The organism is Micromonospora sp. CA-248260, assembly GCF_050942205.1.
Lineage (GTDB): Bacteria > Actinomycetota > Actinomycetes > Mycobacteriales > Micromonosporaceae > Micromonospora > Micromonospora antibiotica.
In genome coordinates this window covers 3,760,096-3,773,643 of record NZ_CP192021.1, presented here as the reverse complement: position 1 = coordinate 3,773,643, position 13,548 = coordinate 3,760,096, and the positions used below count along the sequence as shown (strand labels likewise).

Below are 13,548 nucleotides of genomic sequence, written 5' to 3'. Positions count from 1 at the left end.
GGACTACCCGGAAACCCGCCTCTGGCAGGGCGGAAACGTCGGAGGTGGGGGCTAGATTCGGGGCATGACGCAGGGAGAGGACCGGTTCCACGTGCGGCTCCGGGTGGCCGACGACGTGGTCGAGGTGCGCGTGGTGGGCGAGATCGACATCGCCACCGTCGGCGAGTTCCGGGTCGCCCTCTGGGCCGCACCGGTCCGTCCGCTGCTGCGGCTCGACCTCTCCGGTGTCCGGGTGCTCTCCGCCGCCGGGGTGCGGGCGTTGGTCGCCGCGCACCTGCGGGTCCGGGCCCGGGGCGGCGAGCTGGTCGTGGTCGACCCCGATCCGGTGGTCGCCCGGGTGCTGCGCGCCACCGGCCTGCACCGGATCATCGCGGTCCGGCACGGCGACGCCCCGGTCGGGGTCACGCACCGCCCCCTGGCCGCCTGCGCCTGACCGGCCACGCGCCCGCCCGCCTGCCCGCGTCGTATCGTGTCCGGCCGGCTCGTCGAGCCGGGTGTGACGTGGACTCGGGCCGCCCGGCACCTCGACGGCCGACGCCGCCGGCCCCGGGGCGGGCAGTCCGGCACCGGACCCCCGGGCACGGCACAGGACCCCCGGGCACGGCACAGGATCTCGGTAGGTGTGCCGGCGGGGCCGCCGGCCGGTGCCGGCGACCCCGCCGGTGGTCAGCGGACGCCGAGCAGGTCGACGACGAAGACCAGGGTCTCGTTCGGCTTGATGACCCCGCCCGCGCCCCGGCTGCCGTAGCCCAGGTGCGGCGGGATGGTGAGCCGGCGACGACCGCCGACCTTCATGCCCACCACGCCCTGGTCCCAGCCGGCGATGACCTGGCCGCCGCCGAGCGGGAACTCGAACGCCTCACCCCGGTTCCAGGAGGCGTCGAACTCGCGCCCGGTGGAGTGGGACACCCCGACGTAGTGCACGTTGGCCAGCTGGCCCGGCTGGGCCTCGGGGCCGTCGCCGACGGTGATGTCCTCGATGACGAGGTCGGCCGGGGGTGCGCCCTCGATCGGGCCGATCTCCGGCTTACCTGCCTGGGGCGTGTTCATTGCTGATCTCCTCGTCGTCGCACGATCGTCCGGTCGGTGTCGATCCTGCCCGATCGTGACGGACCTATTCCCGTAGGGCCCGACGCCGGACCCCACGGGCGGGGGTGGACGCGCGGCAGGGGCGCCACCGTCGAGGTGGCGCCCCTGCCGGCCGGTCGGGTGCTCGCGGTCGGCTACCGGAGCCAGCCGAACCGGCGTACCAGCGGGAGGGTGGCCCAGATCCGGCCGAAGCCGAGGGTGTTCCCCGCGCCGACCAGGGCGAGACCGGCCAGCACCGCGGCGTAGATCAGGTGGTCGTCCATGAAGGGGTTGTTCTCGGGGGGCAGGACGGCGGTCCACATCAGCACCATGAGCAGGCCACCGGCGATCGCGGCGACCCGCATCCCGATGCCCAGCAGCAGGGCCACCCCGATGCCGGCCAGGCCGATCATGAACAGCCAGTCGGCCCAGGCCGCACCGGCGATGTCCTGGTAGAGCCCCTGGAACGGACCCTTCGCACCGAAGGCCAGGAAACCCTTGGTCGGGCTGCCGCCGTTGATCCAGGCGTTCTTCGTCGCGGTCTCGTGGCCGAGGCCGAACAGCTTGTCCAGGAAGGCCCAGAGGAAGATCCAGCCGAGGGCGATCCGGGTCCCGGCCCAGACGTAGCGGGCGGCGCGCTGCCGGGTGGTCTCGGTTCCGGCCACAGGTGCGGTCCCTGCGGTGGTGTTCCGCTCGATCGTCGCGGTCATGGTTCCCACGTCCCTTCTCTGCCTGGCACCGCACTTCCCGGTGGCAGTTACATTCCACGCCGTTCGCGGCCGTCCCGGCAGGGCCGACCGGTACGTGCCGGGGCGGGACCTAAGTCCCCTGCCACGGGCCTCCCGACGGGACCTTCGGCCTCCGCGGTACCGGTCCGTCCGCCTCTGCCCCGACCGGTCGGGCCGGCCCTAACGTCGGCCGGGAGAGCCCGAGGAGGTCGTGATGAGGACATGGCAGGTGGACGACGTGATGACCCGGGAGGTCGCCACGGTGGGGGAGGAGACCCCCTACCGGGCGATCGTCGACGTGCTGATCCGGCGCGGCATCAGCGCGGTGCCGGTGGTGGACGGCTTCCGGCGGGTGCTGGGGGTGGTGTCCGAGGCGGACCTGCTGCACAAGGTGGAGCACTCCGGGGTGCAGGAGGAACGGCGGGTCTTCGCCGGGCGACGTCGTCGGGTGTCCCGGGAGAAGGCCGAGGCGCTGCTGGCGAAGGAGCTGATGACCGCGCCGGCCGTCACCACCCACCCCGGGGCGTCGCTGCCGGCGGCGGCCCGGCTGATGGACCGGGAGGCGGTCAAGCGGCTACCGGTCCTCGACGACCTGGGCCGGCTGGTCGGCATCGTCACCCGCGGCGACCTGCTGCGGGTGCACCTGCGCACCGACGCCGAGATCCGCGAGGACGTGGTGCAGGAGGTGCTGCGGCGGGTGCTGGCCGTGCGGGACGGGCTGGTCACCGTACAGGTCCGCGACGGCGCGGTGCGGTTGGACGGCCGGCTGGACCGGCGGACCGACGCCGAGCTGGCGGAGAAACTCGCCGGCCAGGTCAGCGGCGTGGTCCAGGTCACCAGCACCATCGGGTACGACGTCGACGACGCCGGCCTGGTGGAGCGGGGGATCACCCCGGTGGCCTGACCGTCACCCGAGCACCCGCCCGGGACGGATGGTCAGACCGGGGTGGCGAGTTGGGCGGTGAGCAGGGCGGGCGCCTCGGCCAGCGACGGGCCGTACCAGGTGAGGTGCCGGCCGGACACCAGCGCGCAGTCGATGCCGGGGAAGGCGTCCGGCCCGTCGTCGGCGGTGAACGCGTAGGGCTCGTCGGGCAGGACCACCAGGTCGGGCCGGCGGGCCCGCAGCGCGTCGAGGTCGGGGCGCGGATAGCGCTCGGGGTCATCGTCGTAGAGGTTGACCACGCCGAGCCGGCGCAGTACGTCCCCGGCGAAGGTGTCCCCGCCGAGCACCACCCACGGCCGTCGCCACACCGGCACCACGGCCCGGCGTGCCCCGGCCCCGACGGCGGGTGCGGCCCAGGCCCGGCGGGCGTCGGTCAGCCAGCCCGGCTCCCCGGTCACCCCCAGCGCGGCGAGCACCCCGGCCAACTCGTCCAGGGCCTGCGGCACGGTACGCGGGTAGGTGACCAGCACCGGCACCCCGGCCGCGCTGAGCGCGTCGGCGTCGGCCCGCCGGTTCTCCTCCACGTTGAGCAGCACCAGGTCCGGCCGCAGCGCCCGGACCCGATCCAGGTCGGGGTACTTGCTGCCGCCGACCCGGGCCACGTCCAGACCCGACGGGTGCACACACCAGTCGGTCGCCCCTACCAGCAGTTCCGGCACTGTCACCGCCACCGCCTCGGTCAGCGACGGCACCAGCGAGACGACCCGCATCGTGTCCCCTGCCGCGCTCAGTGGGCGGCGCTCGCGACGGTCTCCCGGGACACCGTAGCCATCGGTACGCCCTCCCGGGCCGCCCACTCGACGGCGTGCCGGACCTCGGCCACCGGCATCGGCCGCCGGTCGGTCACGGTGACCGCCGTGTGCACCGCGAAGGACACGAACGGGTACGACCGGGCCAGCCCGGCGACCGAGGTGTGCACCTGACCGGCCACCGCCAGCGCCTCCTCCCGGCTCAACGCGGGCAGGACCAGCAGGTACTCGTCGGGGGCGAGGCGGATCGCCCGGTCGAGCGGGCGCAGTGGGGCGGTCAGCGCGGCGATCACGGCCTGCGCCTCGCGGGCGGTGCTGCGGCGTCCGAAGCGTTCGGCGGCGCGGGCCGGGTCACCGATCCGGACCCCGATCAGGGCCACCGGCAGGGTGCCGGCGGCGGTCACCCCGTCCATTCCGGTCCAGCGGCGCAGGGTCGGCTCGTCCACCAGGCCCGGTGGTCCCGCGACCGGTTCGGCGGATCGTCCCGGCCCGCCACGGGGGGCCCGGTCGACGCGCTCGGCCATCAGCCGCAACGCCGCCTCCGCCCGGCTCTCACCGGGGGTCGCCGGCAGGTCCCTGACCCGGCGCAGCACCTGATCGATAGCGGTCAGCGCGGCCGGGGGGAGCCGGTCGCCGAGGTGCGCCCGCAGCCGGATCACCTCGTGCAGCGCCTCGTCCCGGCGGAACCCCCAGCGGCCGGCGAAGAGCCGGCCCTCCTCCAGCGTGTCGGCGGCCACCACCTCCCGCCGGTCCCGGGCCACCAGGCTGGCCCCGAAGCGGGGGGTCAGGGCCACCACGCTCCACTCCCGGGCCAGCTCCTCGGTCTCCTCCAGCGCCACCGGGTACGCCCCGTCGGGCAGCTCCGGCGGTGTCTGCCCGACCAGTCCGACCACGGTGACCGCCGCACCCGCGGCGATGCGTGTGTAGCGGGCCCGTTCCCGCTGGAAGTACGGCATCCGCTGGAACAGGGCGATCACCACCAGCGGGCCGTCCTCGGCGGTGGCCAGCGCCGACCGCTCGATGGCGTGGGAGACCGTGACGAGACTCCGCTTGGTCAACAGTTCCGGGGCCGGTCCGTCGTGCAGCACCCCGTGAGCGTAGAGATCCCGGTCGGGGCACACCAACCGCCTGGTGCGGGACCCGCCGCCCGCATCGACGGCCCGGATGCCGGGCTCATCGTCCGCTTCGACGGCCCAGTGCCGGCCCACCGCCCGGATCGACCGCTCGGTGCCGGGTCCACCGGCCGCACCGACGAGGCGGGCACGGGGGTCGACGTCCTAGACTCGGCCGGTCACCTCTCCTGCCACGGACGGACCGACCCGACGATGACGCGTACCGCCACCGACGACGGGGCCCGGCTGCGGCCGGTTCCGGCCGGGGCCGCGCCGCTGTTCGTCCGGGCCGGCCAGGCGGTGTACCCCGCCCGTCGGCTCGGCGACCTGGTGTCGCGGCGGCCGGCCGGGGTCACCGGGCACCAGTGGAGTTCGGCGTTGCGCGCGGAGTTCGACCACGTCGTCTGCGCGGCCGACACCGGCGTGCCGCTGTTCGCCCTGACCGTCGGCCCGACCGCGCCGGCCGGCTCGGCGGGGCAGCGGACCGAGCGGATGGTCTCGGCGGTCTGCGCCGCCGTGGGCCTGCCGGTGCTGCGGATCGGCTCGCCGACGCTGCGGGCCGCCGACCACGGCCGACGGATCATCACGTACGTCATCGACGCCCGCGCCTACGCCGCCGGTGCCGGTGGCGACGACCCGGACGACAACCCGGTCGGTTACCGGGACATCGTCGGCCGGTTGCCCGACGGGCGCACCGGAGCGGTGAACGACCTCGGCGCGCTGTCCCGGGCGGCGGCCGTCGAGGCGTACGTGTCGCGGCGGCTCAGTGATCCGATCGTGCGCGGGCTGCACGTGCGGTGGCGCGACGGGACGGCCGAGGGGTGGAGCTGGGTCGAGGTGCGGACCGGCCGCTGCCTGGTGGAGCGGGTCACCGTGTCCGAGGCGCGGTGGCACTGCGGGGTGGACCCCGCCCGACTGGCCGAGGACCTCGCGGCGGTGGCGGTGGGCGACCGGTTGCCGGTGGGTGACCGGCCGGCGGTGGCTGTGACCGACGAATCGGCCCTGCTCGACCGGGACGAGCTGCGCCGGCAGATCTGCGTGCTGCGGGACCGGCGCGACGAGTTGGCCACGCCGTTCGCCTTCGATCACCTCTGCGGGGACTGACCCCTCCGGGAACGACCCGCCGTCATTTTCCGGCGACGTGTGGTGACAATCCGGCCCGGCCGAAAAATGGTCCCGGATTCCTCGATCCGCTTTGAACCTTCGTCCGGGCCGGCCCGTACCTAAGCGGGAATGGACAGGATCTTCCCAGCCGCGCCACCCGACGCGGCGGACGGTGCGGAAAGGCATCGTCGGCCATCGACGTGCGACCGGAACGTCGCAGTGACCCCGGTGGGGGAGACCGACCCGAAGGTCGTCTCCTCGTCGGGGACACGAGTCAGGTACCGGATCGAGAAGGAGAGCAATTCGATGCGCAGGTCCACAGGGGCACGCCGGTCGTCCGGTAACGCGCGGAGCAAGCGGCTGCTGGCGGCGGTCGGTGCGCTCGTCGTCTTCGGCGGCATCGCCGCCGTCACCCAGATCTCATCGGCCGGGGACAAGCCGAGGCAGCAGGCCCGCAACGTCTCGTCGGCCTGTGTCGCACCGAGCCCCGGCGCCACCTCGCCGAGCGGGCGGGGCAGCACCACCCAGACCTGGCAGAACGGCCGGTGGGTCCGCAACCACTGGGGTGACGGCCAGATGTCCGTCGCCGAGTGCCAGGCCGTCAAGGCCGGCAACGCGCCGGTGACCACGCTGGCCTCGACGGTGGCCTGCCCGGAGGTCACCCCCCGGTTGCCGCAGATCCCGGCCCAGGCCAAGGCCGAGGTGGACAAGGAACTCGCCCTGCTGAAGACCCAGATCGACGACGCCAACAAGCGGCTGGCGGCCGAGGGGCGCAACGGCAAGGCGTTCATCGACAACGCGATCCTCGGCCCGCTGGCCGACAAGCGGCGGTCCGCCCTCAACCGGATCGCCACCGCGATCGGCCGGTTCGCCCAGCGCCCGCAGGGCCTGGAGCAGCTCGCCGGCTGCCAGGTCGCCGCCGCCGCCAACAACGGCGGCCAGAACGGTGGCAACAACAACGGCGGCCAGAACGGCAACAACGGCGGCCAGAACAACAACGGCGGCAACAACGGCAACAACGGCGGCCAGAACGGCGGCAACAACAACGGCGGCCAGAACGGCAACAACGGCAACGCCCTGGGCGTGCTCGCCAAGGACTGCGCCAACAGCCGGTTGCAGCCGCACGACGGCTTCCAGAACGGCAACCGCTGCGTCAGCACCGCGTTCGGCGAGGTCGGCGCGGCGGCCAACAACCCGTCGCTGCTGATCACGCAGTTCCCCAACCAGGTGCAGCGCAACCAGGCCTTCAGCCTGAAGGTCTCCACCCGCAACCTGGTCCGTGACCGGTTCCTGGCGGCCGGGCAGGGTGGCTACTACCTGGAGAGCTCGGTGCTCAACGGTCAGGGCCTCACCCGTGGTCACTTCCACACCGCCTGCCGGATGCTGCAGAACACCAACCAGGCCCCGTCGAACCCGCAGGACGTCCCGGCGTTCTTCGTGGCCACCGAGGACGGCAAGGGCGGCAACCAGTCCGACGACGTGACCATCCAGATCCCGGGCCTGCCGCAGTCGGGTACGGCGCAGTGCGCGGTCTGGGCCGGTGACGGTTCGCACCGGGTTCCGATGATGGAGCGGGCCAACCAGACCCCCGCCTTCGACGTGGTGCGCATCCGGGTCAACTGACCGGACAGACGACAAAGGCCACGGGCCGCCCCGGGGAACTCCCCGGGGCGGCCCGTGGCCTTTCGGGTGGGTCCACTTCTCCGGAGGCCGACGCTGAGGCCCGGTGCGGCCGGCGGGTGGCGATCCTGTTCCGGAGGCCCCGCGTTCCGGGCGGCCAGCGAAGCGACGCATTCCACGGCCCGCGGTGCGGTGTGTTCCGGGCGGCCCGCGGTGCGGGGCGTTCCGGGCGGCCAGGGCCGGGCGGGCCGGCAAGGGTTTTCGGTGACGGCGCAGCGGGTGGAAATTGTGGACACGGCGAAAAGCGCCGGGGTCGCCGCTGTTATCTCAGCGTGACCCCGGCGCGTCCGTTCGTGACCTGACCGCCCTCAGCGGCTCTTCCACGCCTCCACGACCGAGACCGGGATGCGGCCACGCTCGGAAATCTCGTGGCCGTTCTTGGTCGCCCATTCCCGGATGGCGCGGTTCTGCTCGCGGTCCATTCCCGAGACTCCGGCGCGAGCGGGGCGGCGAGCCGGCCGACCGGTCTCGACCGCGCCCCGCCCCATTCGGCGGCCAGCGGTGATGTACGCGTCGAGCGTCTTGCGCAGCACCCCCGCGTTCTCGTCGGAGAGATCGATGGTGTACGCCGCCCCGTCCAGGCTGAACTCGACGGTCCGATCGGCCTTTCCGCCGTCGAGGTCGTCGGTCAGAACGGTGATTACTTTCCTTGCCATCGCCATTACTCCCTGTGTTGAGCGGGGTGTGCTAAGAGTTTGACGTATCTGACGGCAAATCCGCAACAATACGCCTCTCTTTCATTTGACGGGTCGGGTCAATCCTGGGAAATCCGGGTCTGGCCAATGCTGGCCGAGGGTGGAGGTGCGGGCGGGATGTGTCCTGGGTCACATCCCGGAACACGGGGCACGGTTTGTGACTTGAGTGAGACACGCTCAACCTCAAGTGATGGCAGGTGTCCGATGGCAACCCTCGCGGTACTTCCCCTGACCGACGTCGTCCTGCTCCCCGGCATGGTCATCCCGGTGACCCTCGACCCGACCACCCAGGCCGCCGTCGACGCCGCCCGGGCCGGCGGCGACAACACCCTGCTCGCCGTACCCCGCATCGACGGCGAGTACGGCCCCGTCGGCACGATCGCCACCATCGAGAAGGTGGGCCGCCTCCCCGACGGCGAACCCGCCGCCGTGGTGCGTGGCCTGGCCCGTGCCCGGATCGGCTCCGGCGTCCCCGGACCCGGCGCCGCCCTCTGGGTGGAGGCCACCCGACTCGACGAACCCGCCCCCGCCGGCCGCGCCCGCGACCTGGCCCGCGAGTACCGCGCCCTGATGACCTCGGTCCTCCAGCAGCGGGGCGCCTGGCAGGTCATCGACGCGATGGAACGGATGACCGACCTGTCCGAGCTGGCCGACGCGGCCGGCTACGCGCCGTGGCTCAGCCTGGCGCAGAAGACCGAACTGCTCGCCGCTCAGGACGTCACCGCCCGGCTGGAGCTGCTCGTCGGCTGGGTGAAGGACCACCTGGCCGAACAGGAGGTCACCGAACAGATCACCAGTGACGTCCGGGAGGGGCTGGAGAAGTCCCAGCGGGAGTTCCTGCTCCGCCAGCAGCTCGCCGCGATCCGCAAGGAACTGGGCGAGGACGAGCCGGACGGCTCCGCCGACTACCGCTCCCGGGTGGAGACCGCCGACCTGCCGGACAAGGTCCGCGAGGCGGCGCTGCGTGAGGTCGGCAAGTTGGAACGGGCCAGCGACGCCTCACCCGAGGCGGGGTGGATCCGCACCTGGCTGGACACGGTGCTGGAGATGCCGTGGAGCACCCGTACCGAGGACAACACCGACCTGGCGACGGCGCGGGCGGTGCTCGACGCCGACCACGCCGGCCTGGCCGACGTCAAGGACCGCATCCTGGAATACCTGGCGGTGCGCAACCGCCGTGCCGAGCGCAACCTCGGCGTGGTAGGCGGGCGCGGCTCCGGCGCGGTGCTCGCCCTCGCCGGCCCGCCCGGAGTCGGCAAGACCAGCCTCGGCGAGTCGGTGGCCCGCGCGCTGGGCCGCAACTTCGTCCGGGTCTCCCTCGGCGGCGTCCGCGACGAGGCCGAGATCCGTGGGCACCGGCGCACCTACGTCGGCGCGCTGCCCGGCCGGATCGTCCGCGCGCTGCGCGAGGCCGGCTCGATGAACCCGGTGGTGCTCCTCGACGAGGTCGACAAGCTCGCCGCCGGGTACGCCGGTGACCCGGCCGCCGCCCTGCTGGAGGTGCTCGACCCGGCCCAGAACCACACCTTCCGCGACCACTACCTCGAAGTCGACCTCGACCTGTCCGACGTGCTCTTCCTGGCCACCGCCAACGTGGTGGAGGCCATCCCCGGCCCGCTGCTGGACCGGATGGAACTGGTCACCCTGGACGGCTACACCGAGGACGAGAAGGTCGCCATCGCCCGCGACCACCTGCTGCCCCGGCAGCTCCAGCGGGCCGGCCTGACCGCCGACGAGGTGACCGTCACCGACGAGGTGCTGGCGCTGATCGCCGGCGAGTACACCCGGGAGGCCGGCGTCCGGCAGCTCGAACGGGCCCTGGCGAAGATCCTGCGCAAGGTCGCCGTGACCCTGACGACCGACCCGACCCCGGTCCGGGTGGACACCGACACCCTGGCCAGCTACCTGGGCCGGCCGAAGTTCACCCCGGAGTCGGCGGAGCGCACGGCGGTACCCGGCGTGGCCACCGGCCTGGCCGTCACCGGCGCCGGCGGTGACGTGCTCTTCATCGAGGCCACCAGCATGGACGGTGAGCCCGGGTTGACCCTCACCGGGCAACTCGGCGACGTGATGAAGGAGTCCGCCCACATCGCGCTGTCCTACCTGCGCGCCAACGGGCGGCGCTACGGCCTCGACCCGAACGTCCTGGCCGGACGCCGGATCCACCTGCACGTGCCGGCGGGCGCGGTGCCCAAGGACGGCCCGAGCGCCGGCATCACCATGGTCACCGCGCTGGCGTCCCTGGTGACCGGCCGGCCGGTACGGCCCGAGTTCGGGATGACCGGCGAGGTGACGCTGTCCGGGCGGGTGCTGCCCATCGGCGGGGTGAAGCAGAAGCTGCTCGCCGCGCACCGGGCCGGCCTGACCGAGGTGATCATCCCGGCCCGCAACGAGCCGGACCTCGACGACCTGCCCACCGAGGTACGCGAGGCGTTGACCGTGCACACCCTGGCCGACGTGGCCGACGTGCTCGCCCTGGCGTTGCGCCCGGCCGAGATCGACGCGGAGACGCTCGGCGGCCGGCCGGTCGGGGCCGCCTGACCGGCCTCGCCCGACCGCTTCCACGGCCCTCGGCGTCCCACCGGGCGTCGGGGGCCGTCAGGGCCGTAGCCTGACCATCCCCGTTACCGCATCCGCCACCACGGTGGCACCCCCCGGAGGCGACCGCCGATGAACCTGTTCCTGTGGATCCTGCAGATCCTGCTCGCCGCGCTCTTCGCCGGCGCGGGGCTGACCAAGCTGACCCAGCCCAAGGAGAAGTTGCGCGACCGGATGGGCTGGGTGGAGAACGTCCCGCCCACCCAGGTCAAGGCGCTCGGCGCGGTCGAGGTGCTGGCCGCGCTGGGACTGGTCCTGCCCGGCCTCACCGGCATCGCCACCGTGCTCACCCCGCTGGCCGCCGTCGGGCTGGTGATCGTGATGATCGGCGCGATCGTGGTGCACGCCCGCGCCAAGGAGCACCCCGGCACCGCGATGACCGTGGTGCTGCTGATCCTGGCGGCGATCGTCGCCTGGGGCCGCTTCGGGCCGTACCCGCTCTGACGAACGCGACCGGCCCGCGCCCCCGTCCTGGGGTGCGGGCCGGTGTCGCGTGTCGGGTCAGTGCCCCTCGCCGCCACGGTCGCGCCGTACGGTCGCCTTACGGCCCTTGATGGTGCTGTTGCGCAGCCCCGCGATCACCTCGTCGGCGACGCCCTGCGGCACCTCCACCAGGGAGAACCGGTCGGCGATCTCGATCGAGCCGATGTCGCGGCCACTCACCCGGGTCTCGCCGGTGATCGCACCGACCAGGTCCTGCGGGCGGACCCCGGCGCGGCGGCCCAGGCCGATGAAGACCTGCGCGGTGCCGCCCGTGCGGGGCCGGCCGCCACCGCGCCGGTCCCCGCCCCGGCTGTCGAACCCGGGCCGGGACTCCCGAGGCGGACGGACCGCCACCTGCGGGATCTCCTCGTCGTCGTCGGAGCCGGGCAGGGCCGCCTCGTGGGCCAGCTTGACGGCTGCCAGCGCCACCTCCATCAGGTCGAACTCGTCCGACAGTGACTCGACGATCACCCGGAACGGGTCCAGGTCGTCCTCCAGCAGGCTCTCCCGCAGCGCCGCCTGGGTCAACGCCAGCCGGCGGGTCCGCAGGTCGGCCACCGTCGGGATCTTGTCGATGGTGATCCGCTGGCCGGTGACCCGCTCGATGGTCTTGAGCATCCGGTGTTCCCGGGGCTCGGCGAGGGTGATCGCCACCCCCTCCCGACCGGCCCGGCCCACCCGGCCGATCCGGTGCACGTACGACTCCGGGGCCGACGGCACGTCGTAGTTGACCACGTGGGTGAGCTGCTCGACGTCCAGCCCACGGGCCGCCACGTCGGTGGCCACCAGCAGGTCGGCGGTGCCGGCGCGCAGCCGCCCCATCACCCGGTCCCGCTGCTCCTGGCTCATCCCGCCGTGCAGCGCCTCGGCCCGGTAGCCGCGCCCGTTCATCGTCTCGGTGAGCCGGTCCACCTCCTCCCGGCTGCGGCAGAACACGATCGCCGCCGTCGGCGACTCCACGTCCAGCACCCGGCCCAGCACCGCGGGCTTGTGCGCCCGGGTGACGATGTACGCGCTCTGCCGGACCCGGGGCGCCTCCCCGGCGACCGGCTGCTCCCGCCCGATCTGGATCCGCTCCGGGTCGGTCAGGTGCTTGCGGGCCAGGCCGTCGATCCGGGCCGGCATGGTGGCCGAGAAGAGCACCGTCTGGCGCTGCGCGGGCGCGTGCTCCAGGATCGCCTCGATGTCCTCGGCGAAGCCCATGTCGAGCATCTCGTCGGCCTCGTCCAGCACCACCGTGGCCAGCGCGCCCAACCGCAGGGTGCCCCGGGCGATGTGGTCCAGCGCCCGGCCGGGGGTCGCCACCACCACGTCCACGCCCAGGTCCAGGGCGCGCAGTTGACGGCCGATCGGCTGGCCGCCGTAGATCGGCAGCACCCGGGCCCCGAGGTCCTTGCCGTACCGGTGGAACGCCTCGGAGACCTGCACGGCCAGTTCCCGGGTGGGCACCAGCACCAGCGACACCGGGTCACCGCCGGAGCGGTCGTCCGGCATCCGCTGCAACAGGGGCAGGGCGAACGCGGCGGTCTTGCCCGTACCGGTCGCCGCCTGCCCGAGCAGGTCCCGTCCCGCCAGCAGCAGCGGGATCGCCTCGCGCTGGATGGGGGTGGGCTCCTCGTAGCCGAGCGCGGCGAGCGCGCCCAACAGCTCGGCGCGCAGCCCGAGATCGACGAAGGCGGGTACGCCGTCGGAGTCGTCGGGCGCGGAGAGGTCGGTCGGTGTAGGTGCGGAACTCATGGGACAAAGTTTTCCATCATCCCCGTCGGGCCGTCGCGCCGACCGGCCCCACCGTGCCGACCGGCACAGCCGCGCCCGCCCGCCGGCTAGCCTGACGGGCGTGCGTACGGTGGAACTGCTCTGCTGCCCGGTGCTGGAGGAGACGGTCCGCACCGCGTGGGACAGGCTGGCCGGGGCGGGGCTGCCCAGCCTGGCCCGGCACGGCCACCCGACGAACCGGCCGCACCTGACGCTGGCCGCCGTCGAGGCGTTCCCGCCCGGCGCGGTCGACCGGCTCGCCGGTCTCTTCGATGCCGCGCTGCCCCTGCCGGTCCGGCTGGAACGGGTGGCGGTGCTCGACGGCAGCGCGCCGCTGGTCTGGTTGGTCCGGCCCACGGCGGAGCTGACCGCCCTGCACGGGGCCGTCTGGGCGGCACTGGACGGCGCGGACGGGCAGCGGCCCTGGCACGCCCCGGGGAACTGGGTGCCGCACCTGAGCCTCGCGCTGCGCTTCCGCGACCACGACCGGCGGCGGGCCCGCGCGGTGGTCGGCGGTGACCGGCCGGAGGGCCGGTTCGTGGCGGCACGCAGCTACGACGGCGACACCCGGACCGTCCGGCCGTTGGGCGGTGACTTCCCGGCGGACTGACGGTGGTCTATGGTGGGCGGAGC

At 73.6% G+C, this 13,548-nt stretch carries 13 protein-coding genes; 7 read left to right on the top strand and 6 right to left on the bottom strand.

Annotated elements, in window-relative coordinates; translation table 11 throughout:
* Positions 1 to 64: 64 nt before the first annotated feature.
* Entirely contained in the window at positions 65 to 433 is a 369-nt protein-coding gene (locus tag ACQP2H_RS16655) for an STAS domain-containing protein (protein ID WP_208570693.1), read from the top strand.
* A 233-nt stretch (positions 434 to 666) separates the two neighbouring features.
* Here the strand turns inward: ACQP2H_RS16655 and ACQP2H_RS16650 are convergent, their stop codons facing one another.
* The gene (locus tag ACQP2H_RS16650) at positions 667 to 1,050 is read right to left on the bottom strand and encodes an FKBP-type peptidyl-prolyl cis-trans isomerase (RefSeq protein WP_208570694.1); all 384 of its coding nucleotides are present in this window, start codon (positions 1,048 to 1,050) and stop codon (positions 667 to 669) included.
* Between the two features lie 173 nt (positions 1,051 to 1,223).
* The gene (locus tag ACQP2H_RS16645) at positions 1,224 to 1,787 is read right to left on the bottom strand and encodes a hypothetical protein (RefSeq protein WP_433227974.1); all 564 of its coding nucleotides are present in this window, start codon (positions 1,785 to 1,787) and stop codon (positions 1,224 to 1,226) included.
* 223 nt (positions 1,788 to 2,010) lie between these two features.
* On the opposite strand from ACQP2H_RS16645, the gene ACQP2H_RS16640 reads away from it, so the two are divergent.
* Positions 2,011 to 2,700, top strand: coding sequence for a CBS domain-containing protein (locus ACQP2H_RS16640; RefSeq protein ID WP_219462383.1), 690 nt, complete (start codon positions 2,011 to 2,013; stop codon positions 2,698 to 2,700).
* Positions 2,701 to 2,732: 32 nt separating this feature from the next.
* On the opposite strand, the gene ACQP2H_RS16635 is transcribed toward ACQP2H_RS16640, so the two are convergent.
* Together ACQP2H_RS16635 and ACQP2H_RS16630 are read right to left on the bottom strand one after the other, a co-directional pair.
* Positions 2,733 to 3,449, bottom strand: a complete 717-nt coding sequence (locus ACQP2H_RS16635) for a helical backbone metal receptor (protein ID WP_219462379.1) — start codon at positions 3,447 to 3,449, stop codon at positions 2,733 to 2,735.
* A 17-nt stretch (positions 3,450 to 3,466) separates the two neighbouring features.
* Positions 3,467 to 4,576: a DICT sensory domain-containing protein gene (locus ACQP2H_RS16630; protein ID WP_357536723.1), complete on the bottom strand. Its 1,110-nt coding sequence runs from the start codon at positions 4,574 to 4,576 to the stop codon at positions 3,467 to 3,469.
* A gap of 3 nt (positions 4,577 to 4,579) precedes the next feature.
* On the opposite strand from ACQP2H_RS16630, the gene ACQP2H_RS16625 reads away from it, so the two are divergent.
* Both ACQP2H_RS16625 and ACQP2H_RS16620 read left to right on the top strand, forming a co-directional pair.
* Positions 4,580 to 5,704 carry a hypothetical protein gene (locus tag ACQP2H_RS16625; protein ID WP_433227972.1) on the top strand — a complete coding sequence of 375 codons (1,125 nt, stop codon included), beginning with the start codon at positions 4,580 to 4,582 and terminating at the stop codon, positions 5,702 to 5,704.
* Between the two features lie 306 nt (positions 5,705 to 6,010).
* Positions 6,011 to 7,327 carry a hypothetical protein gene (locus tag ACQP2H_RS16620; RefSeq protein ID WP_219462377.1) on the top strand — a complete coding sequence of 439 codons (1,317 nt, stop codon included), beginning with the start codon at positions 6,011 to 6,013 and terminating at the stop codon, positions 7,325 to 7,327.
* A gap of 365 nt (positions 7,328 to 7,692) precedes the next feature.
* Here ACQP2H_RS16620 and ACQP2H_RS16615 read toward each other — a convergent pair whose 3' ends face one another.
* Positions 7,693 to 8,040 (bottom strand): histone-like nucleoid-structuring protein Lsr2, encoded by a 348-nt coding sequence (locus tag ACQP2H_RS16615; protein ID WP_208570699.1) that lies wholly within the window; start codon positions 8,038 to 8,040, stop codon positions 7,693 to 7,695.
* Between the two features lie 243 nt (positions 8,041 to 8,283).
* Between ACQP2H_RS16615 and lon the strand changes: the two genes are divergently transcribed.
* A complete protein-coding gene (lon, locus tag ACQP2H_RS16610) occupies positions 8,284 to 10,620 on the top strand; it encodes an endopeptidase La (protein ID WP_363823851.1) in 2,337 nt (778 codons plus the stop codon).
* Between the two features lie 129 nt (positions 10,621 to 10,749).
* Positions 10,750 to 11,121, top strand: a complete 372-nt coding sequence (locus tag ACQP2H_RS16605) for a DoxX family protein (RefSeq protein WP_208570701.1) — start codon at positions 10,750 to 10,752, stop codon at positions 11,119 to 11,121.
* 57 nt (positions 11,122 to 11,178) lie between these two features.
* On the opposite strand, the gene ACQP2H_RS16600 is transcribed toward ACQP2H_RS16605, so the two are convergent.
* Positions 11,179 to 12,897 (bottom strand): DEAD/DEAH box helicase, encoded by a 1,719-nt coding sequence (locus ACQP2H_RS16600; protein WP_219462374.1) that lies wholly within the window; start codon positions 12,895 to 12,897, stop codon positions 11,179 to 11,181.
* A 100-nt stretch (positions 12,898 to 12,997) separates the two neighbouring features.
* Between ACQP2H_RS16600 and ACQP2H_RS16595 the strand changes: the two genes are divergently transcribed.
* Positions 12,998 to 13,525, top strand: coding sequence for a 2'-5' RNA ligase family protein (locus ACQP2H_RS16595; protein ID WP_219462372.1), 528 nt, complete (start codon positions 12,998 to 13,000; stop codon positions 13,523 to 13,525).
* The last annotated feature ends 23 nt before the right edge of the window (positions 13,526 to 13,548 follow it).

Bases quoted from the DNA above. Each gene is read 5' to 3' on its own strand.
- ACQP2H_RS16640 (WP_219462383.1), top strand. From the start codon at position 2,011: ATGAGGACATGGCAGGTGGACGACGTGATGACCCGGGAGGTCGCCACG.
- ACQP2H_RS16605 (WP_208570701.1), top strand. From the start codon at position 10,750: ATGAACCTGTTCCTGTGGATCCTGCAGATCCTGCTCGCCGCGCTCTTC.
- ACQP2H_RS16655 (WP_208570693.1), top strand. From the start codon at position 65: ATGACGCAGGGAGAGGACCGGTTCCACGTGCGGCTCCGGGTGGCCGAC.
- ACQP2H_RS16620 (WP_219462377.1), top strand. From the start codon at position 6,011: ATGCGCAGGTCCACAGGGGCACGCCGGTCGTCCGGTAACGCGCGGAGC.
- lon (WP_363823851.1), top strand. From the start codon at position 8,284: ATGGCAACCCTCGCGGTACTTCCCCTGACCGACGTCGTCCTGCTCCCC.
- ACQP2H_RS16635 (WP_219462379.1), bottom strand. From the start codon at position 3,449: ATGCGGGTCGTCTCGCTGGTGCCGTCGCTGACCGAGGCGGTGGCGGTG.
- ACQP2H_RS16615 (WP_208570699.1), bottom strand. From the start codon at position 8,040: ATGGCAAGGAAAGTAATCACCGTTCTGACCGACGACCTCGACGGCGGA.
- ACQP2H_RS16600 (WP_219462374.1), bottom strand. From the start codon at position 12,897: ATGAGTTCCGCACCTACACCGACCGACCTCTCCGCGCCCGACGACTCC.
- ACQP2H_RS16650 (WP_208570694.1), bottom strand. From the start codon at position 1,050: ATGAACACGCCCCAGGCAGGTAAGCCGGAGATCGGCCCGATCGAGGGC.